The 19,363-nt window shown below is 66.8% G+C and carries 20 protein-coding genes; 3 read left to right on the forward strand and 17 right to left on the reverse strand.

The window, feature by feature from the left end; genetic code table 11:
* Positions 1-42: 42 nt before the first annotated feature.
* The 13 genes from alaS to rlmE form a co-directional block, all read right to left on the reverse strand.
* Entirely contained in the window at positions 43-2,691 is a 2,649-nt protein-coding gene (gene alaS, locus ACJ7C5_RS09170; RefSeq protein ID WP_412703717.1) for an alanine--tRNA ligase, read from the reverse strand.
* 109 nt (positions 2,692-2,800) lie between these two features.
* A complete protein-coding gene (gene recX, locus ACJ7C5_RS09175; protein ID WP_295558154.1) occupies positions 2,801-3,292 on the reverse strand; it encodes a recombination regulator RecX in 492 nt (163 codons plus the stop codon).
* Positions 3,293-3,402: 110 nt separating this feature from the next.
* Positions 3,403-4,440: a recombinase RecA gene (gene recA, locus ACJ7C5_RS09180; RefSeq protein WP_049449560.1), complete on the reverse strand. Its 1,038-nt coding sequence runs from the start codon at positions 4,438-4,440 to the stop codon at positions 3,403-3,405.
* 204 nt (positions 4,441-4,644) lie between these two features.
* Positions 4,645-5,280 (reverse strand): transcriptional repressor LexA, encoded by a 636-nt coding sequence (gene lexA, locus ACJ7C5_RS09185; RefSeq protein ID WP_057498317.1) that lies wholly within the window; start codon positions 5,278-5,280, stop codon positions 4,645-4,647.
* 213 nt (positions 5,281-5,493) lie between these two features.
* Positions 5,494-7,179 (reverse strand): 2-polyprenylphenol 6-hydroxylase, encoded by a 1,686-nt coding sequence (gene ubiB, locus ACJ7C5_RS09190; RefSeq protein WP_412703718.1) that lies wholly within the window; start codon positions 7,177-7,179, stop codon positions 5,494-5,496.
* Between the two features lie 31 nt (positions 7,180-7,210).
* Entirely contained in the window at positions 7,211-7,705 is a 495-nt protein-coding gene (locus ACJ7C5_RS09195; RefSeq protein WP_010484249.1) for a CinA family protein, read from the reverse strand.
* Between the two features lie 122 nt (positions 7,706-7,827).
* A complete protein-coding gene (gene hflX / locus ACJ7C5_RS09200; protein ID WP_032128411.1) occupies positions 7,828-9,138 on the reverse strand; it encodes a ribosome rescue GTPase HflX in 1,311 nt (436 codons plus the stop codon).
* Between the two features lie 14 nt (positions 9,139-9,152).
* On the reverse strand, positions 9,153-9,428 hold the full coding sequence (gene hfq / locus ACJ7C5_RS09205; RefSeq protein ID WP_004152891.1) for an RNA chaperone Hfq: 276 nt from the start codon (positions 9,426-9,428) through the stop codon (positions 9,153-9,155).
* Positions 9,429-9,524: 96 nt separating this feature from the next.
* Positions 9,525-10,478 (reverse strand): tRNA (adenosine(37)-N6)-dimethylallyltransferase MiaA, encoded by a 954-nt coding sequence (gene miaA / locus ACJ7C5_RS09210; RefSeq protein WP_412703719.1) that lies wholly within the window; start codon positions 10,476-10,478, stop codon positions 9,525-9,527.
* Positions 10,478-11,374: a dihydropteroate synthase gene (folP, locus tag ACJ7C5_RS09215; RefSeq protein ID WP_412703720.1), complete on the reverse strand. Its 897-nt coding sequence runs from the start codon at positions 11,372-11,374 to the stop codon at positions 10,478-10,480. The genes miaA and folP overlap by 1 nt, the downstream gene beginning before the upstream one ends.
* Before the next feature lie 535 nt (positions 11,375-11,909).
* Positions 11,910-12,095: a hypothetical protein gene (locus ACJ7C5_RS09220; RefSeq protein ID WP_004152872.1), complete on the reverse strand. Its 186-nt coding sequence runs from the start codon at positions 12,093-12,095 to the stop codon at positions 11,910-11,912.
* 102 nt (positions 12,096-12,197) lie between these two features.
* The gene (gene ftsH / locus ACJ7C5_RS09225; protein WP_176433047.1) at positions 12,198-14,132 is read right to left on the reverse strand and encodes an ATP-dependent zinc metalloprotease FtsH; all 1,935 of its coding nucleotides are present in this window, start codon (positions 14,130-14,132) and stop codon (positions 12,198-12,200) included.
* Between the two features lie 69 nt (positions 14,133-14,201).
* Complete coding sequence (gene rlmE, locus ACJ7C5_RS09230; protein ID WP_005409014.1) at positions 14,202-14,834, reverse strand: 23S rRNA (uridine(2552)-2'-O)-methyltransferase RlmE; 633 nt, start codon at positions 14,832-14,834, stop codon at positions 14,202-14,204.
* A gap of 65 nt (positions 14,835-14,899) precedes the next feature.
* Between rlmE and yhbY the strand changes: the two genes are divergently transcribed.
* Together yhbY and ACJ7C5_RS09240 are read left to right on the forward strand one after the other, a co-directional pair.
* Positions 14,900-15,205 carry a ribosome assembly RNA-binding protein YhbY gene (gene yhbY / locus ACJ7C5_RS09235; RefSeq protein ID WP_004152868.1) on the forward strand — a complete coding sequence of 102 codons (306 nt, stop codon included), beginning with the start codon at positions 14,900-14,902 and terminating at the stop codon, positions 15,203-15,205.
* A gap of 13 nt (positions 15,206-15,218) precedes the next feature.
* Positions 15,219-15,593: an Mth938-like domain-containing protein gene (locus ACJ7C5_RS09240; protein ID WP_412703721.1), complete on the forward strand. Its 375-nt coding sequence runs from the start codon at positions 15,219-15,221 to the stop codon at positions 15,591-15,593.
* Between the two features lie 136 nt (positions 15,594-15,729).
* Here the strand turns inward: ACJ7C5_RS09240 and ACJ7C5_RS09245 are convergent, their stop codons facing one another.
* The 4 genes from ACJ7C5_RS09245 to surE are packed head-to-tail and all read right to left on the reverse strand — an operon-like array spanning position 15,730 to position 18,598.
* Positions 15,730-16,515, reverse strand: a complete 786-nt coding sequence (locus tag ACJ7C5_RS09245; RefSeq protein WP_412703722.1) for a peptidoglycan DD-metalloendopeptidase family protein — start codon at positions 16,513-16,515, stop codon at positions 15,730-15,732.
* Positions 16,512-17,126 carry a YqaA family protein gene (locus tag ACJ7C5_RS09250; protein WP_005409010.1) on the reverse strand — a complete coding sequence of 205 codons (615 nt, stop codon included), beginning with the start codon at positions 17,124-17,126 and terminating at the stop codon, positions 16,512-16,514. Before ACJ7C5_RS09250 ends, ACJ7C5_RS09245 begins: the two co-directional genes overlap by 4 nt.
* Before the next feature lie 18 nt (positions 17,127-17,144).
* On the reverse strand, positions 17,145-17,822 hold the full coding sequence (locus ACJ7C5_RS09255; protein ID WP_010485977.1) for a protein-L-isoaspartate(D-aspartate) O-methyltransferase: 678 nt from the start codon (positions 17,820-17,822) through the stop codon (positions 17,145-17,147).
* Positions 17,819-18,598 carry a 5'/3'-nucleotidase SurE gene (gene surE / locus ACJ7C5_RS09260; RefSeq protein ID WP_049462715.1) on the reverse strand — a complete coding sequence of 260 codons (780 nt, stop codon included), beginning with the start codon at positions 18,596-18,598 and terminating at the stop codon, positions 17,819-17,821. The genes ACJ7C5_RS09255 and surE overlap by 4 nt, the downstream gene beginning before the upstream one ends.
* Positions 18,599-18,807: 209 nt before the next feature.
* On the opposite strand from surE, the gene ACJ7C5_RS09265 reads away from it, so the two are divergent.
* Positions 18,808-19,347, forward strand: coding sequence for a Smr/MutS family protein (locus ACJ7C5_RS09265; protein WP_010485980.1), 540 nt, complete (start codon positions 18,808-18,810; stop codon positions 19,345-19,347).
* Positions 19,348-19,363 lie beyond the last annotated feature (16 nt).

The raw sequence follows: 19,363 nt of genomic DNA on the forward strand, positions 1-19,363 counted from the left end.
TCAGCCGTCCCGCTCCTACAAGGAGGCGGACGGCCAGGTTCATCACAGGCGGGGGCTGACCCATTCGACGACGGCAGCCAGCGCAGTGGCAAGGGCGGGCCCGTCCTCGCCACCACCCTGGGCGAGGTCCGGGCGTCCGCCGCCCTTGCCCCCGATCTGACCGGCGATATGGGACAACAGTTCCCCGGCCTTGACCTTGCCCATTGCGCTGCCGTTCACACCCGCGACCAGGGCGGCCTTGCCGTCCTGGGCACCGGCCAGCACGATCACCGCGTCGCCCAGCTGCTGCTTCAGGCGGTCCATGGCGTCACGCAGGGCCTTGGCGTCGAAGCCCTCCAGGCGGGCCGCCAGCACCTTCACGCCAGCGACTTCGACAGCCTGGCCGGACAGGTCGGCGGTAGCACCCGCGGCAACCTTGGCCTTCACGGCCTCCAGCTCGCGCTCAAGCTGTTTCTGACGCTGGCCAAGGGCACGGATCTTCTCGACCACGTCGGCAGCGCTGCCGCCGAGCAGGTCGGCGGCCTCGGCCAGACGGGCCTCTTCGGCGTCCACATAGTCCAGGGCGCCCTGGCCGGTAACCGCCTCGATGCGGCGCACGCCGGCGGAAACACCGCCCTCGGAGGTGATCTTGAACAGGCCGATGTCGCCGGTACGGTTGACGTGGGTGCCACCGCACAGCTCGGTGGAGTAGTCACCCATCTTCAGCACGCGCACGTGCTCACCGTACTTCTCGCCGAACAGGGCCATCGCGCCGAAGTCCAGCGCTTCCTGCATGGCCATCGTGTGCACTTCGGCGGCGTTGTTGGCACGCACCTGCTGGTTGACCTTGCGCTCGATCACCGCCAGCTCTTCCGCACTGATCGGCAGGAAGTGCGAGAAGTCGAAACGCAGGCGGTCCGGCGCGACCAGCGAGCCCTTCTGCTGCACGTGGGTGCCCAGCACTTCGCGCAGGGCGGCGTGCAGCAGGTGGGTGGCAGAGTGGTTGAGGATGGTGGCGCCACGGCGCTCGCCATCGACCTGGCCGGACAGCACATCGCCGACCTTCAGGCCGCCTTCGGACAGGGTGCCGACGTGGCCATGGAACTGGCCGGCGAACTTCTGGGTGTCTTCCACTACCAGGCGCACGCCGTTGCCGGTGAGCACGCCGGTGTCGCCGACCTGGCCGCCGGACTCGGCGTAGAACGGGGTCTGGTTGGTGATCACGATGACCGCATCACCGGCATCGGCCGACTGCACCGGACGACCGTCCTTGAGCACGGCCAGCACGGTCAGGCCGTCGGCCTGCAGGCGGTCATAGCCCAGGAACACGGTCGGGCTGAGGGTCGCCACCAACTCGGCCGGCAGCGTCACGCCGCCGCCGAACTTGCCGGCCGCACGTGCGGTCTCGCGCTGCTGTTCCATCGCGGCATCAAAGCCGGCGATGTCGACCGTCAGGTCGCGCTCGCGGGCGATGTCCTGGGTCAGGTCGAGCGGGAAGCCATAGGTGTCGTACAAGCGGAATGCGTCAACGCCCGGGATCACGCCGTTGCTGGCCTTGCCGGCCACGTCCTCGAAGATCTTCATGCCGGCATCGAGGGTTTCGGCGAAACGCTCTTCCTCAGCCTGCAGCGCACGGGTGACGGTATCCACCGCCGCCGGCAGCTCCGGGTAGGCCTCGCCCATCTGCTCGACCAGGGTCGGCACCAGCTTGCTGAAGAACGGCTGGCGCACGCCCAGCATCCAGCCGTGGCGCAGGGCGCGGCGGATGATACGGCGCAGCACGTAGCCGCGGCCTTCGTTGGACGGCAGCACGCCGTCGACGATCAGGAACGAGCAGGCGCGGATGTGATCGGCGATCACGCGCAGCGACTTGTTTTCCAGGTCGGCGGTGCCGGTCAGCTCGGACGCCTTGCGGATCAGAGCCTGGAACAAGTCGATCTCGTAGTTGGTGTGCACGTGCTGCAGGATCGCCGCCAGGCGCTCCAGGCCCATGCCGGTATCCACGCACGGTGCCGGCAGCGGCACCAGGGTGCCATCCGGCTGGCGGTCGAACTGCATGAACACCAGGTTCCAGATTTCGATGAAGCGGTCGCCGTCTTCATCCGGGGAGCCCGGGGGACCGCCGGCGATATGGTCGCCGTGGTCGTAGAAGATCTCGGTGCACGGGCCGCACGGGCCGGTGTCGGCCATCTGCCAGAAGTTGTCCGAGGCGAACGGTGCGCCCTTGTTGTCGCCAATGCGCACGATGCGCTCTTCCGGGATGCCGACCATGTCGCGCCACAGCGCGTAGGCTTCGTCATCGGTCTGGTAGACGGTGACCAGCAGACGCTCGGCCGGCAGCTTCCAGACCTGGGTCAGCAGTTCCCAGGCCCAGGCGATCGCGTCCTTCTTGAAGTAGTCGCCGAACGACCAGTTGCCCAGCATTTCGAAGAAGGTGTGGTGGCGTGCGGTGTAGCCGACCTGGTCGAGGTCGTTGTGCTTGCCGCCCGCGCGCAGGCAGCGCTGGACGTCGGCCGCGCGCACGTAGCTGCGCTTTTCCGCGCCAAGGAAGACGTCCTTGAACTGCACCATGCCGGAGTTGGTGAACAGCAGGGTCGGATCATTGCCCGGCACCAGCGGCGCCGACGGCACGATGGTGTGGCCTTTGCCCTTGAAGAATTCAAGGAAGTCGCTGCGGATCTGGGAAGTCGTGAATTTGGCGGATGCGTTCATTGGGGGCTGGCAGTCTGCGGGCCGGCGGGCCCGGACCACCGGCCGCGTTGGCCAGGGTCGCGAGGGACCGCCGAAAACCTAAAGGGTATCAGGCCCGGCGCCGCCAGTCTCAGTCATCCGGGTCGTAGCGGGTCGCACGGCGGATGCTGTCGCCGTCGAAGCCACGTCGGGCCAGCAGATCGGCGGCCTTGCGCCGCTGCGTCAGGTCCTGTGGGCCGGCCTCGCCGAAGCGCCTGCGGACCAGATCACGGGCGTTCTCCTGCCAGTCGCCTTCGTAGCTGTCCATCGCCGCGGCAATTGCGGCACTGTCCAGGCCGTGGGTCCCCAGCTCGGCGCGGACATGGATCGGCCCATAGCCGGTGTTGGCGCGCATCCGCACCAGGTTCTCGGCAAAACGGGTGTCGTCCTGCCAGCCGGCCTCGGTCAGCTTGGCGACAGCGGCCTGCGCGGCTTCGTCTTCGATGCCGCGAGCGGTCAGCTTACGGGTGAGTTCCCTGCGCGAGTGCTCACGGCGGACCAGCAGGCCCAGTGCCCGTTGCACGGGCGTCTGCTCGCGCGGCCGGCGTTTGCGGCCGCTGGGAATGTCGTCAGCGTCGGACATCGGTGCTCCAAGGGTGGCGCCATCCGTGGCGCCCAGCCCATCCCTGGGCGATTCGAACCTGCGGGACAGGGCGACGTCACTGACGGCGCCGCCCTGCCCCACAGCAAGTCTTACTCGTCGTCGCCTTCGTCGTCGCCTTCCTCACGGGTGGCTTCGGTCGGCTGGAACTTCTCGCGCAGCTCAGCTTCGAGCTTCGCAGCAACCGTCGGGTTGTCGCGCAGGTAACCACGGGCGTTGTCCTTGCCCTGGCCGATGCGCTCCTCACCGTAGCTGTACCAGGCGCCGGCCTTCTCGACCAGCTTGGCATCCACACCCATGTCGATCAGTTCGCCTTCGCGGCTGATGCCTTCGCCGTACAGGATCTCGGTGATGACCTGCTTGAACGGAGGCGCCAGCTTGTTCTTGACGACCTTGATCTTGGTCTGGTTGCCGATGATCTCGTCGCCCTTCTTGATCGCGCCGATACGGCGGATGTCCAGGCGCACCGAGGCGTAGAACTTCAGCGCGTTGCCACCGGTGGTGGTTTCCGGGCTCTGGCCCGGCATCATCACACCGATCTTCATGCGCAGCTGGTTGATGAAGACCACCAGGGTGTTGGAGCGCTTGATGTTGCCGGTCAGCTTGCGCAGCGCCTGGCTCATCAGGCGGGCCTGCAGGCCCGGCAGCTGATCGCCCATCTCGCCTTCGATTTCAGCCTTCGGGGTCAGCGCGGCGACCGAGTCGATCACCAGGATGTCGACCGAACCCGAACGGACCAGCATGTCGGCGATTTCCAGCGCCTGCTCACCGGTATCCGGCTGCGACAGCAGCAGGTCGTCGACGTTCACGCCCAGCTTGGCGGCGTAGATCGGGTCCAGCGCGTGCTCGGCGTCGATGAAGGCCGCGGTGCCGCCCATCTTCTGGCATTCGGCGATGGCCTGCAGGGTGAGCGTGGTCTTGCCCGAGGACTCCGGCCCGTAGATCTCAACGACACGGCCCTTCGGCAGACCGCCAATGCCCAGCGCGATGTCGAGCATCAGCGAACCGGTCGGGATGGCTTCGACGGGTTCGACCACGCGATCGCCCATGCGCATCACCGAGCCTTTGCCGAACTGCTTTTCGATCTGGCCCAGAGCTGCAGCGAGGGCGCGCTTCTTGTTCTCGTCCATCGGATTGGTCCTTGCGGAGGTCGTGTCGTTGGGGGTGCTGTCTTTGGGGGTCTTCTTTGCCATGGGTTCACTTTAAGTCGGACGTATCGCACAGGCTGAGATTCTGCCCGGCGCTCTGAAAAGAATTATCGGACATCCGTACCAACCTCAGTGGAACCAGAGAATCGCCACAAAAGACCGCGGGGTACTGCGCTATGGAACGGGTCAACGGTTGGGCCGCAGCAGGCCGCAATAGAGGCCTTCGATCGCGAAGTCCTGGTCCGGCAGCACCTCGATCGGCTTGTAGTCGGGGTTGCGCGGCAGCAGGCGGATGCGGTCCTTGGCGATCTTCAGCAGCTTGACGGTGATCTCGTCATCGATGCGGGCCACCACGATCTGCCCGGAATGGGCGTCGCGGGTGCGGTGGACGCCGATCAGGTCACCATCGAAGATGCCCTCGTCGATCATCGAATCGCCCTGCACCTTCAACAGGTAGTCCGGCGCTGGCGAGAAGAACACCCGGTCCAGCACCACGAAATCATCCGAGCCGATGTCGGCGCCGATCGGCAGGCCGGCTGCGACACGGCCCAGCACCGGCAGGCGCAGGACGCTGTCGGGCAGGCCCGGCTCGGCCAGTTTTTCGACCGCCGGTGCCTGCACCAGGCGGATGCCGCGGGCCTGGCCGGGGATGCGACGGATTGCACCGGCCTGCTCCAGGGCCTCCAGGTGGTACTGGGCCGCGCGCACGCCCTTGAAGCCGAACGCACGTGCGATTTCAGTCTGCGACGGCGGTGCGCCTTCGCTCTCGATACGCTCGGCGATCAACTGCAGGATCGCCTGCTGGGTGTCGGTCAGGTCCATGGTTAGTAGTATTACTACTAACGGACGGGACTGCAAGTGCCGGGGGCGACACGGCAACATCTGTAGTGCCGAGCCATGCTCGGCAAGCGTCGCCGGCTTGGCCCGGCTGGCAGAGACAAAGGCGAGAGCAGAAGCAGCCGACCAGCGGTCGGCTCTACAGGAATCGCGCAGCGATTCCGCGGTTCCCGTTGGGAACTGCTGCGGTAAACACACTCAGGTGTGTTTACCGCTTCTCCATATCGAGAACAGGATCCAGACGCCACAGAAGCCTGCGCCGATGAAGCCGCACACGCCCAGCGCCAGCAGCCAGCGGCTGGAGACGCCCCCGACGCTATGCATCACGATCGACGAGCCGATGATCAACGCAGCAGTGACGATGCCCATCACCAGCCGGTTCGCGGCGCGGTTGACCTGCTCGCCGAAGCCCTGCAGTGCGCTGGTTTCCACCTTCAGCTGCAGCCGCCCACGGCGCGCGGCCTGGACCAGCTTGCGCAGATCGCGGGGCAGTTCACCGGCGAAGTCGACCAGGCCCAGCAGGCTGCGCCGGCCGCGCTTGAGCAGCGCCCTGGGCGCATAGCGCTGCAGCACCACCCGTTCCAGGAACGGGCGCGCGGCGCTGGCCATGTCGAAATCCGGGTCCAGCTGCCGCCCCATGCCTTCCAGGGTGAGGAACGCCTTGATCATCAACGCCAGGTCAGCTGGCAGGGTCAGGCTGTAGCTGCGCAGCAGCTGGGTGATGTCGCCCAGCATCAGGCCGATGCGCAGGTCCTTCAACGGCACGCCACGGTACTGGTCGACGAACTGGCTGATGTCGTGCTGCAGCCGGTTCTCGTCCACTTCCACGCCACCCGCCCAATCCAGCAGCACGTCGGCCACGCCCTGCGGATCCTGCTCGACCAGCCCGTGCAGCAGCTGCGCCACCTGGAAACGCCGGACTTCGGACAAGGCGCCGACCATGCCGAAATCAATCACGCCGATGCGGCCATCCCGCAGGTAGATGATGTTGCCCGGGTGCGGATCGGCGTGGAAGCTGCCGTCCTCCAGCACCATCTTCAGCACGATGTCCGCACCGCGCCGCGCCAGTTCGCGCCGGTCCAGTCCTGCCGCGTCGACGCCAGCCAGGTCACGCCCGGGAATGCCGTCAACGAAGTCCTGCACGTTCAGGCTTTCGCAGGTCCACTGCCAGTGCACGCGAGGAATCAGGATGTCATCGCGACCATTGAAGTTACGCGCGATGCGCTCGGCATTGCGGCATTCGGCGGCAAAATCCAGCTCGCGGCGCAGCGACACGGTGAACTGCTGCACGACTTCGGCCGGGCGGTAACGACGCAGGTCCGGCAGTCGTGCTTCAACGATCTCCGCCAGGCGGGCCAGCAGACGCAGGTCGGCCTCGACCACATCGCGGATGCCGGGGCGGCGCACCTTCAGCACCACCTCGCGACCATCATGCAGGCGCGCACGATGGGCCTGCGCCAGCGAGGCAGCAGCCATCGGGGTTTCATCGAGGAAGGCGAACACCTCTGCAGGCGATGCGCCAAGGTCGGCTTCGAGCTGCTCACGGATATCCGCATACGGAAGCGCCGGCACCGCGTTCTGCAGCTCAGAGAGCTCAGCGATCCATTCCGGCGGCAACAGGTCGACGCGCGTCGCCAGCACCTGGCCAAGCTTGACGAAGGTCGGGCCGAGATCCTGCATCGCGCTGCGCACACGCACCGGCGCGGTCATCCGCAGCAGCTCCTGCCGCTCCTCGTTCCAGTGAAGCAGGCGCCCTGCCCGCTCCAGCGTGCTGGCCAGGCCGATGCGCCGCACCACGTCGCCGAAGCCATAGCGGATCAGGACGACGGCGATTTCCTGCAGTCGGCCCAGGTCACGGACCGTGCCCAGCGTTTCCCACATCATGCGTGCTCCGGACGATTACCGGAGCAGCATGTCACAGCTGGGCGTCGATACCGCGCAATGCCGCCGCCACGGTTTGCCGGCGGATGGCTTCGCGGTCGCCGTCGAACTGGAAGAGTTCGGCACGGGCGTAGCCCCCACGGCGCTTCCAGCCGATCCAGACACTGCCGACCGGCTTGTCCGGACTGCCACCGCCGGGGCCGGCGATACCGGTGACCGCGACGGCGATGCCGGCACCGGAATTGACCAGTGCGCCGGACACCATTTCCAGCACGGTTTCGCGGCTGACCGCACCGAACTGCTCCAAGGTCTGCGCACGTACGCCCAGCAGGCGCTGCTTGGCTTCGTAGCTGTAGACCACCATGCCGCAGTCGAAGAACGCCGAGGAACCGGCGATATCGGTCATGCACTTGGCGATCCAGCCGCCACTGCAGCTTTCAGCGGTCACCAGCTGCAGCGAAGCCTGCTGCAGGCGCTGCCCGAGCGCGGCGGACTGGGCGTTGAGTTCAGCGTCGGTGGGAATGGACATCGGCATGACGGTGGGGTGAAGAACCTGCACGTTGTACCGCAGATGACAGCTGGATGTCGCGCCCCTCCGGCACGGTTGCGCTGCCGGCCAGCGGCCGGCACTACCGGGCATGGGCCGCTACCTCACCACTCCGGCAGCTTCTCCGGCAGCAGCGCCCGGATCGGCGCGCCGTCGGCACTGGCAGCCAGTTTTTCGGCTTCGGCAATCGGCAGGTCGACCTGCAGCAGCCAGCCGTCTTCGTCGGCCTGCTCGCTGCGGATCACTTCCAGCTGGTGCAGGCGCGCACGCAGGCGGCCGGCATCCGGCGGCAGGCGCAGTTCGCCGGTGACATGCTGCAGGCCCAGGCGCTTGCCCAGCACCGCCTGCAGCAGCTCCAGGCCCTGCCCGTCACGCGCGGAAATCCACACCCGCTCCCGGCGCGACTCATCCGGGATACCGTCCTGGCCATCGTGGCGGACATCGGCACCCTCGATGCGGTCGATCTTGTTGAACACCAGCAGCTGCGGCAGGTCACCGGCGCCGACCGCGGTCAGCACCTCGTCCACCTGCGCGATGCGCTCCTCGCGGTGCGGATCTGCAGCGTCGACCACGTGCAGCAGGAAATCGGCCTCGCGCGCCTCTGACAGTGTCGAGCGGAACGCGGCGACCAGGTCATGCGGCAGATCGCGGACGAAGCCGACGGTGTCGGCCAGCACCACGTTGCCGCCCGGCACCGCGATGCGGCGCACGGTCGGATCCAGCGTTGCGAACAGCTGGTCGGCGGCATAGGCCTCGGCGCCGGTCATGGCATTGAACAGGGTCGACTTGCCGGCGTTGGTATAGCCCACCAGGGCGACACGCGGCAGTTCGCTGCGCACGCGCGCACGGCGCATCTGGGTGCGCTGCACCTCGACCTTTTCCAGCCGCTTCTGCAGCTGCTCCACCCGCTTCTGCAACAGGCGGCGGTCGGTTTCCAGCTGGGTTTCACCCGGGCCACGCAGGCCGATGGAACCGCCGCGCTGGCGCTCCAGGTGGGTCCAGCCGCGCACCAGCCGCGTGGCCAGGTGGCGCAGCTGCGCCAGCTCGACCTGCAGCTTGCCTTCGTGGCTGTGCGCACGCTGGGCGAAGATGTCCAGGATCAGGCCGGTTCGGTCGATCACCCGGCGCTCGAGGAAGCGTTCCAGGTTGCGCTCCTGGCCCGGGCTCAACGCATGGTTGACCAGGATCAGGTCGGCACCGCTGGCGTCGGCCGCGGCCTTGATCTCGTCCAGCTTGCCGCTGCCGATCAGGGTCGACGGATTCGGACGGTCCAGACGCGCGGTGATCGTCGCGGCGATGCTGGCCCCAGCCGAGCGGGCCAGATCACCGAATTCTTCCAGCACATCGTCTTCCAGCTTGCCGAAATGGGGCTGGATCAACAGGGCGTGTTCGCCCTTTTTCGAGCGGTCAAACATTCACCGCTCCGGTATTACTCGTCTGCTTCATCACCTGCCTGACCACCTTCACCCGACTGCACGTAACCACCGCCCGGACCGACCTTCACGTTGCGTGCCGGAACGACCGTGGAAATGGCGTGCTTGTAGACCATCTGACTGACCGTATTGCGCAGCAGGACCACGAACTGGTCGAACGACTCGATCGTGCCCTGCAGCTTGATGCCGTTGACCAGGTACACCGAAACCGGCACGCGTTCGCGCCGCAGTGCGTTCAAGAAAGGATCCTGCAGCGATTGCCCCTTGGACATTGCACACTCCTGATTATTGTTCTTATTGGGTTGCCGACGGTTGCCACGGCCCCCGAGCCGCCCGCCGACCGATGATGTTACACGGCTGGCGGGGGTTCAGCGTGCGACGAAGGTCGACACCGCGCCGGCAAGGCGCTCGTGGTCGATATGGGGGTCGAACCAGCGCGCATCAAGCTCGCCGCGCAGCCAGGTCAGCTGGCGCTTGGCCAGCTGGCGGGTGGCGAAGATGGCCTTGTCACGGAAGCGAGCAGCATCGCCCTCCCCGACCAGGTACTCCCAGGCCTGGCGATAGCCGACCGCGCGCACTGCCGGCAGGTCCAGCGGCGCCTCCACGGCAGCCATTTCCGGCATCGCGCGCAACGCCCGCACCTCGTCGAGGAAGCCCTGCGCCAGCATGGCGTCGAAGCGTGCCTCGATGCGCTGGTGCAGCACCGCGCGGTCACGCGGCGTCAGAATCAGCTTGAGGGTGCGCACCGGCAACGGCGCCAGGCCCGGCCGGCGCTGCCATTCAGTGATGGGGGTGCCGGTCAGGCGATAGACCTCGAGCGCCCGCTGGATGCGTTGCGGGTCGGTGGCATGGATGCGTGCCGCCGCGGCTGGATCGACCTTGGCCAGCTCTGCGTGCAGTGCCGCCCAGCCACGCTCGGCCGCCTCGGCACTGAGCGCTTCGCGCGTCGCCGGATCGGCCTCCGGCATCGGCGACAGACCCTGCAACAAGGCGCGGAAGTACAGGCCAGTGCCACCGGCCAGGATCGGCATCTTTCCGCGTGCCACGATGTCGGCCACGGCCCGACCGGCATCGGCGGCGAATTCGGCCGCCGAGTAGGTCTGCCACGGATCGCGCAGGTCCAGCAGATGGTGCGGCGCCTGCGCACGCTCGGCCGCATCGGGCTTGGCCGAGCCGATATCCAGGTGGCGGTACACCAGCGCCGAATCGACGCTGACGATTTCGCCATCCAGCTGCTGTGCCAGGGCGATTGCGGTGGCGGTCTTGCCACTGGCGGTCGGCCCCATCACGGCGATCGCCAGCGGCCGCCGGTCGATGCCCATCAGTCTTCGTCCGGCCAGCGGATCGACGGCGTGGCGTCGGCGCGCGGCGTGGGCACCGCCTCGACCGCCTTCCATATCTTCAACGCGTCGACGGTGGCCGCCACGTCATGCACGCGCACGATGCGTGCGCCGCGCTGCACCGCGATCAGATGCGCGGCCACCGAGCCCGCTACCCGTTCGGACGGCATGTCGCGGCCAGTAAGTTCACCCAGGCTGCGCTTGCGCGACAGGCCAGCCAGCATCGGCACGCCCAGTTCCAGGAAGCGCTCCGAACGCGCCAGCAGGGTCATGTTGTGAGCGGTGGTCTTGCCAAAGCCGAAGCCGAGGTCGATCAGCAGGTTCTTCTTCGCGATGCCCGCCATCTCGGCAGCGAACAGACGCTGCACCAGGAAACCGTGCACCTCGCCGACCACGTCGTCGTAATGCGGATCGGCCTGCATGTGGCCCGGCTCGCCCTGCATGTGCATCAGCACCACCGGCACGCCAGTTTCAGCGGCGGCGTCCAGCGCCCCCTCCTGGCGCAGGCCGTAGATGTCGTTGATCATGCCGACGCCGGCGGCCACGGCCGCGCGCATCACCTCCGGCTTGAAGGTGTCGATGCTGATCGGCACCTGGGTACGGGCTGCCAGCTGCTCGATCACCGGAATCACCCGGCGCAGCTCTTCCTCGACCGATACCGGCGCAGCGCCCGGGCGGGTGGATTCGCCGCCGATATCCAGCAGGTCCGCGCCCTCCTCGACCAGCTTCAGGCCATGTGCGACCGCGGCCTCGGTGGTGTCGTGCGCGCCACCATCGGAGAACGAATCCGGGGTGACGTTGACGATGCCCATGACCCGGGCACGGTCGAGACGCAGGATGCGGCCGGCGCAATCGAGCTGGGGCGAGGTATCGAACATGGGCAATCCTGCAGGGACAACGGCGGGTAGTTTAGTTCGGCAGGGCGGCGCCCTGCACCCGCAGAGGCCAGAGCGACAGCAACAGCAACTGCGGCATTCCGTGGGATGGCGGGGTGGGTCCGGTTGCGGGAGACGCCGTAAACCCGTCCATGGGGGCTTGGCCGCGGCATCCATGCCGCGGACACTCCCGCAACCGGACCCACCCCGCCTTCGACAGATTTCTGCGATCTGTCGGAGCAGCTCTAGGGTCAGATCCGTTTTCCTCCGGAAAACGGATCTGCCCCCATTCTTGTACATCGATATCTGACAGATGTGTCGACCAAGGTCGACAACTACCAACAGCAGCAGGAATCTGTCAGAGGTGGGGCGGTGTCGGAGTGCGGGGTGTCAGCCGCATGGATGCGGCTGCCAAGCCCCCATGGACGGGTTTACGGCATCCCCGCACTCCGACACCGCCCCGCCAAACCACGGAATGCACGCCGTTGCCGTTGCTCTGGCTCGTAGCAGGTGCAGGGCGCAGCCCTGCCGATACCCCTCAACGGCGGCGGCGCTTGCGGTCCACGTACAGGGTCTTGGCGATGCTCAGCACGATGCCGACACCGATACCCACCACGCAGCCCAACAGCAGGTTGTCGGCGCCCAGACCCACACCTACGCCCACCACGGTGGCGATGACCATTTCGACGGTGTGGGAAATCGGTTCGGGCTTCGGGGTGGACATGCGGGCTCCAGCATCAGATCGGTTCTTCGGGATGGGCCAGTGGCCCGGAAACGACGAAGCCGGGTTGCCCCGGCCTCGTCTGGTGTCACATGCAACGGGCCGTCAGTGCGATTCGGCCGGGCCTGCGATCGGCGGCAGCGGACGGGCGTCGCCGCCCTTGTCGTTGCCACCATCCTTGTTCGACTTGTTCCAGCCGGCCGGCGGCGGCGGATCGCGGCCTTCCATGATGGCGTCGATCTGCGGCGCGTCGATGGTCTCGTACTGCAGCAGCAGCTGGGACATCGCGTGCAGCTTGTCCAGGTTGGCCGTCATCAGCTCGGTGGTGCGTGCGTATGCCTCGTCGAGGATGTTGCGCACTTCCTCGTCGATGCGGCGCGCGGTGTCGTTGGACACGCTCTTGTGCTGGGTGACCGAACGGCCCAGGAACACCTCGTCGTCCTCTTCGCCATAGGCGATCGGGCCGAGCTGGTCGGACAGGCCCCACTTGGTGACCATGTTGCGGGCCATCTTGGTGGCGCGTTCGATGTCGTTGGAGGCACCGGTGGTGACCTTGTCGGCACCGAAGATCAGCTCCTCGGCCACGCGGCCACCGTACAGCGAGCACAGCTGCGACTTGATCGCCACGCGGTTCATCGAGTACTTGTCACCTTCCGGCAGGTACATGGTCACGCCCAGCGCACGGCCGCGCGGAATGATCGTGACCTTGTAGACCGGGTCGTGCTCCGGCACCAGTCGGCCGACGATGGCGTGACCGGCTTCGTGGTAGGCGGTGAGGGTCTTCTCCTCCTCGCTCATGGCCATCGAGCGGCGCTCGGCACCCATCAGGATCTTGTCGCGGGCACGGTCGAAGTGGTCCATGCGGACTTCCTTCTCGTTGCCACGCGCAGCGAACAGGGCGGCCTCGTTGCACAGGTTGGCCAGGTCGGCGCCGGAGAAGCCCGGGGTACCGCGCGCAATCACCATCGGCTCGACGTCGTCGGCCAGCGGCAGCTTGCGCATGTGCACCTTCAGGATGTGCTCGCGGCCCTTCACGTCCGGCAGGCCGACCACGACCTGGCGATCGAAACGGCCCGGACGCAGCAACGCCGGGTCCAGCACGTCCGGACGGTTGGTCGCAGCGATCACGATCACGCCTTCGCCGCCTTCAAAACCGTCCATCTCGACCAGCAACTGGTTCAGGGTCTGCTCGCGCTCGTCGTGACCGCCGCCCAGGCCGGCGCCACGGTGGCGGCCGACGGCGTCGATTTCGTCGATGAAGATGATGCACGGCGCGTGCTTCTTGGCCTGCTCGAACATGTCGCGAACGCGGCTGGCGCCGACGCCGACGAACATTTCCACGAAGTCCGAACCGGAGATCGAGAAGAACGGCACCTTGGCTTCGCCTGCGATGGCCTTGGCCAGCAGCGTCTTGCCGGTACCCGGCGGGCCGACCATCAGCACGCCGCGCGGAATCTTGCCGCCCAGCTTGGTGAACTTGGACGGGTCGCGCAGGAAGTCGACCAGCTCGCCCACTTCTTCCTTGGCCTCGTCGCAGCCGGCGACGTCGGCGAAGGTGACCTTGATCTGGTCTTCGCCCTGCAGCTTGGCGCGCGACTTGCCGAAGGACATCGCGCCCTTGGCGCCGCCGCCACCGCCCTGCATCTGGCGCATGATGAACAACCAGAAGCCGATGATCAGGATGACCGGCAGGAAATTCATCAGGATCGCGGTGAGAGAAATGCCGCTGGACGCCGGTTGCTGGTCAATATCGACCTTCTTCTCGCGCAGCACGTTGATCAGGTCGCGATCGAACGGCGCGGTGATGGTCGAGGTCTGGCCGCCCCGGGTGGTGTAGGTGATTTCGTTGGTGCCACCGCGCATGTCGCCGCCCAGGGACACCTTCTGGATGTTGCCGCTGTCCACCTGGTCCAGGAACTGCGAATACGTCACGCCCTGCGCACCAGCCCCGGAGGACTTCGGCGAGAAGCTCTGGAAGACCACCATCAGCACGACGGCGACGACCACCCATAGCAGGAGGTTCTTGGTCAAGTCGTTCATCCTCATTGGCTCCGGTGTTCCTCTCAGTGCTGGCGTTGCGTTGGGGTCGAACTTGCGTACGTTGCGAGCTTACTTCATGTGGGCGCGTTTTCCCTGACCCAAGGCATACACCTCGGGAGAGCGCTTGCGCGAGGCTTCCGGCTTGCGGATGGAGACCTTGTCGTACCGGCGGCGCATGTCGCGCACGTAGTCGTCAAAGCCCTCGCCCTGGAACAGCTTGATCAGGAATGCCCCACCGGTCTTCAGGTGGTTGTCGGCAAAATCCAGGGCCAGCTCCGCCAGGTGCATCATCCGCGGCTGGTCGACCGCGCCTACACCACTCTTATTGGGGGCCATGTCCGACAGCACAAGGTCTACCGGCTGATCCCCGAGCATGGCCTCAAACTGCGATAGAACGGCTTCTTCCCTGAAGTCACCATGAAGGAACTCAACGCCGGCCAACGGCGGCATGTCCAGGATGTCCAGGGCCAGCACGCGGCCGGTGTCGCCGATTTGTCTCCGAACCTGCTGAGACCAGCCGCCCGGGGCCGCGCCAAGATCGACCACCACCATGTGCGGCTTCAGCAACCGGTCACGTTCCAGCAGCTCTTCGAGCTTGTAGGCGGCGCGCGAGCGCATGCCTTCGGCCTGGGCCTTCTTCACGAAGGGGTCGGAGAAGTGTTCCTTGAGCCAGCGCTGGCTGCTTTTGCTGCGGGTAGCCATTGAAAATAGGGGCTGATGGGGTCCTCATGATACCCTGATCGCCCCATTCAACCGTGTTTTCCTGCATGTCCATCGCCCTGACCGCCTCCCAGACCCGTTTCCTGCGCGGCCAAGCCCACGACCTGAAGGCCCTGCTGCAGACCGGCGGCAAGGGTGTGACCCCGGCCTTCATCGCTGAGCTGAACGAAGTGCTGGAGCGCCACGAGCTGGTCAAGGTGAAGGTCGCTGCCGAAGACCGCGACGCCCGTGACGTGATGATCGGCGAGATCGTCGAAGCCACCGAAAGCGCGCTGGTGCAGCGCATCGGCCACGTCGCCGTGCTGTACCGCCCCAGCAAGGAACAGCGCCAGATCGTGCTGCCGCGCGGCTGATCGCCCTACTGCCATGCAGCTGAACCACGAACCGCCGGATTACGCCTACAGCCTGCGCGCCGCCGATGGCCGCTCGGCCAAGGTGAATGACCAGGTGCTGGTCAGCAGTTTCTTTCTGACCCCGGACCAGCTGGTCACGCAATGGCCGGTGGTGAGCGCCACCGCGCTGCAGGTGGCTGACCTGGAGCCTATCCTGGCGCTGAACCCGGCGCTGATCGTACTTGGCACCGGCGACCGCCAGGTGTTCCCGCCGGCGGTGGTGATGGCCGCCTGCCTGTCACGCGGCATCGGCCTGGAAGTGATGAACAATCCGGCCGCCGCGCGCACCTTCAACATCCTGGCCGGCGAAGGCCGCAAGGTCGCCGCCGCTTTCATTCTGGAAGGCTGAGGCGCGGCGCTGCCGGGCATGGTCCGGCGCCCCCCCCCCCCCTTGGATCTCACGCAGCCTGTAGCGCCCGAGCCCATGCTCGGGCGGCGCCGCTTCGCGGCGGAAAGACGCCGGGCATTGCCCGGCGCTACCAACGTCAACGCGCCGGCAGGTACTGCTGCGGGTCGACCGGCTTGCCGTTGTAGCGAATCTCGAAGTGCACCATGTCGCGGTTCGCACCGGTACGGCCCATTTCGGCGATCTGCTCGCCGGCCTTCACGCTCTGCCCTTCATTCACCAGGCGTTTGCGGTTGTGGCCATAGGCCGACAGCCACTGGTCGCTGTGCTTGATGATGATCAGCTCGCCGTAGCCGACCAGACCGGCACCGGAATACACCACCACGCCATTGGCGGTGGCCTTGACCGCCTGGCCGCTGGTGCCGGCGATGTCCACGCCCTGCTTGGTCGCGTCACCAGCCACGTAGCGGCCAACGATCGCGCCGTCAGCCGGCCAGCGCCAGGCGATGTTGCTCTTCACCGGACCGACCGGCGCCGGGGCCGGCGTGGTGCTGCCGCCACTGCTGCCACCCGAGCGCGGCGGGGTGACCACCGTGGTGGGCGCGCGGCCGCCGCTGGCACCGGCCGGATACAGCCGGATCACCTGCCCCGGATGGATGGTCGAGGGGTTGTCCAGGTTGTTCCAGGCAATCAGGTCGGCCGGGGTGATGTCATGGATGCGGGCCAGCGCATAGATGGTGTCGCCCTTGCGCACCACCACGGTCTGCCCGGGCTTGGGCACCGAGGTCTTCGGCGTGGTCACACCACCACCAGTGCTGCCACCACCAGGACGAACCACGGTGGCGGTGCCGCAGGCGGCCAGGGTGGAAACCAGCAACGCCAGCGCGCCGATGCGCACTCCCTTGCTCAGACGATCAGGACTCATGCGAACTTCGACCTCCATACAAGCCAGGCGATCAGCACCACCACCAACGCGGTGGCGATCCAGCCCAGCGGTTCAATCCAGCGACGCAGTGCCGCTTCAGCACGCGCACCACCGATACGGATGACCGCAGCCAGCACGAACACGCGCTTGCCACGACCGATCAGCATGCTCAACAGGTACTGCGGCATCGGCACGCCGACGATACCCGATGCCCACGTGAAGACCTTCATCGGGATGGGCATGAATCCGCCCAGCACCAGGAAGGTGAACACCGCCCACGGCGACTCGGCCATCTTCGCCTGCACGGTGGTGATGCCCTGCTCGATGGCCGGCAGCATGCCCAGCGCTTCGAACAACGGCTTGATCGCCTCGAAGGCGTAATGACCCAGTGCATAGCCAATCAGCGCGCCGACCATCGAGCCGGCCAGGCTCAGGGTGGCGAACCACCAGCCGCGCTTGGGCTGGGCCACGCACATCGGCGCCAGCATCACCTCCGGCATCACCGGGAAGATGATCGCCTCGAAGAAGCTCAACACCGTCAGGTAGGTTGGGGCGCGTTCGTGCGCCGCCCACTTCATCGCCCGCTCGTACAGCGGCCCGAAAATCTTCATGCAACCCTGCTCCGTGGATTAGTCGAGCATGCCAGACAGCAGCGGCACGAACGTGACCGGCGCCAGCACGTGTTGTTCGATGCTGCCGTCGGCCTTGCGGTCCAGCTGTACCAGCGACTGCGCCCCAGGGCCACCGACCGGCGCCACCAGGCGGCCGCCTTCGGCCAGCTGCTCGATCAGGGCGTCGACCAGTGCCGGCGCCGCCGCAGTGACCACGATGGCATCGAACGGACCGTGCTCGGCCCAGCCGACGCGGCCGTCGTCATGCTTGGTGCGGATGTTCATGCCCAGCGCACGGAAGCGCTTGCGGGCCTGGCGCAGCAGATCGCCGATGCGCTCCACGGTGTAGACCTCCAGGCCCAGCGCACCGAGGATGGCGGCCTGGTAACCGGAACCGGTGCCGACTTCCAGCACCCGCTTCGGCGCGACCTGGAGCACCGCCTCGGTCATCCGCGCGACCACCCAGGGCTGCGAGATGGTCTGGCCGTGGCCGATCGGCAGCGCGGTGTCTTCATACGCACGCGAGGCCAGTGCCTCGTCGATGAACAGATGGCGCGGCACCACCCGGATCGCGTTCAAGGTCGGCTCGTCGACGATGCCGGCTTCGCGCAGGCGGTCGACCAGGCGGTCACGCACGCGCTGCGAAGTCATGCCGATACCGACGGCTTCCGGTTGCAGGCGCAGGCGTGGGCTCATGCCGGCTGGTCCAGCGCGGCACTGAGGCCGCCGACCCAGCTGGCCACCTTCTCCAGTGCCTGGTAACGGGTCAGGTCGACCTGGATCGGGGTGATCGAGATGTGGCCGGTACGCACCGCATGGAAATCGGTGCCGGGACCGGAGTCCTGCTCACGACCGGCCGGACCGATCCAGTACACCTCGTTGCCGCGCGGGTCCTTCTGCGCGATGCAGCCTTCGGCGCGATGGCGGTTGCCCAGGCGGGTGACCTCGAAGCCCTTGACCTCGCTCCACGGCAGGTCAGGCACATTGACGTTGAGGATGGTGTCGGCCGGCAGCGGATCGGCCTTGAGCCGGGCGACGATCTCCACCGCAGCGCGCGCGGCGGTCTCGAAGTGCTTCGGATCGTGGTTGCGGCTGACCAGCGAGACCGCCACGGCCGGCAGGCCGAGGAAGCGACCTTCCATCGCCGCCGAGACGGTGCCGGAATAGATCACGTCATCGCCGAGGTTGGCGGCGTTGTTGATGCCGGACACGACAATGTCGGGTTCGAACTCGAGCAGCCCGGTCAGCGCAAGGTGCACGCAGTCGGTCGGGGTGCCAGCCACCGAGACGGTGTAATGGTCGATGCGCTTGAGGCGGATCGGCAGGTCCAGGGTCAGCGAGTTGCTGGCGCCGGAGCGATCGCGGTCGGGCGCGACCACCGTGACTTCGTGTCCGGCCTCGCGCAGCACCGAAGCAAGCATCCGGATGCCTGCGGCGTCGACGCCATCGTCGTTACTGACCAGGATTCGCATCTTCGATTTAACCGCTTGATTTTCCAAGAATTCGATTCCATCACCGTGCAGTGTGGGCGGGACCGTCGTACTCCCCTGCGGAAGCCGTCGACCCTGCAAGGGCATCGTCTATTGTGCCGCATGCGAGCCGCCGGTCCTACCCTGCCGGCGGTCACGGCCGACATCGAACCGTCATAGGCAGACCTGCGCCGGCGGTTTACCCTGTGCGCATGTCGCACCCTGAAGACGAAGATCCGGCCGCATTGTTCCGTGCGGCCATCGGCGAAGTGACGCCGCTGCGCAAGGATGCCGAGCCGGCACCGGCTGCGCCCCGGCCGAAGCCGCGCGCGCGCATGGCCGAACGTGACGAGGCCGAAGCAGCCGGCGAGTTCGCCCGGCTGCTGCGCGACAGCACGCCGCTGGAAGCCGGCGATGTGGCCAGCTATCGCCGCGACAACCTGCCACCACGCCTGTTCCAGCGCCTCAAGCGCGGCCAGTACTCGGTGCAGGACGAGCTGGACCTGCACGGCGCCACTGCGTCGCAGGCGGAGACGCTGCTGCGCCAGTTCCTGTTGGAGGCGCATGCACACGACTATGGCTGCGTGCGCATCATCCACGGCAAGGGCCTGCAGTCCGATGGCGGCGCGCCGGTACTGAAAAACCTGGTCGATCGCCTGCTGCGGCTGCGCAACGACGTGCTGGCGTTTCATTCGGCGCCGACCGGACAAGGGGGTACCGGCGCGGTACTGGTGCTGCTTGCACGGCGTTGAGGTAAACCATCCACGC

Origin of the sequence: Nocardiopsis yanglingensis, assembly GCF_045809185.1 — a bacterium.
GTDB classification, from domain to species: Bacteria; Pseudomonadota; Gammaproteobacteria; order Xanthomonadales; family Xanthomonadaceae; genus Stenotrophomonas; species Stenotrophomonas yanglingensis.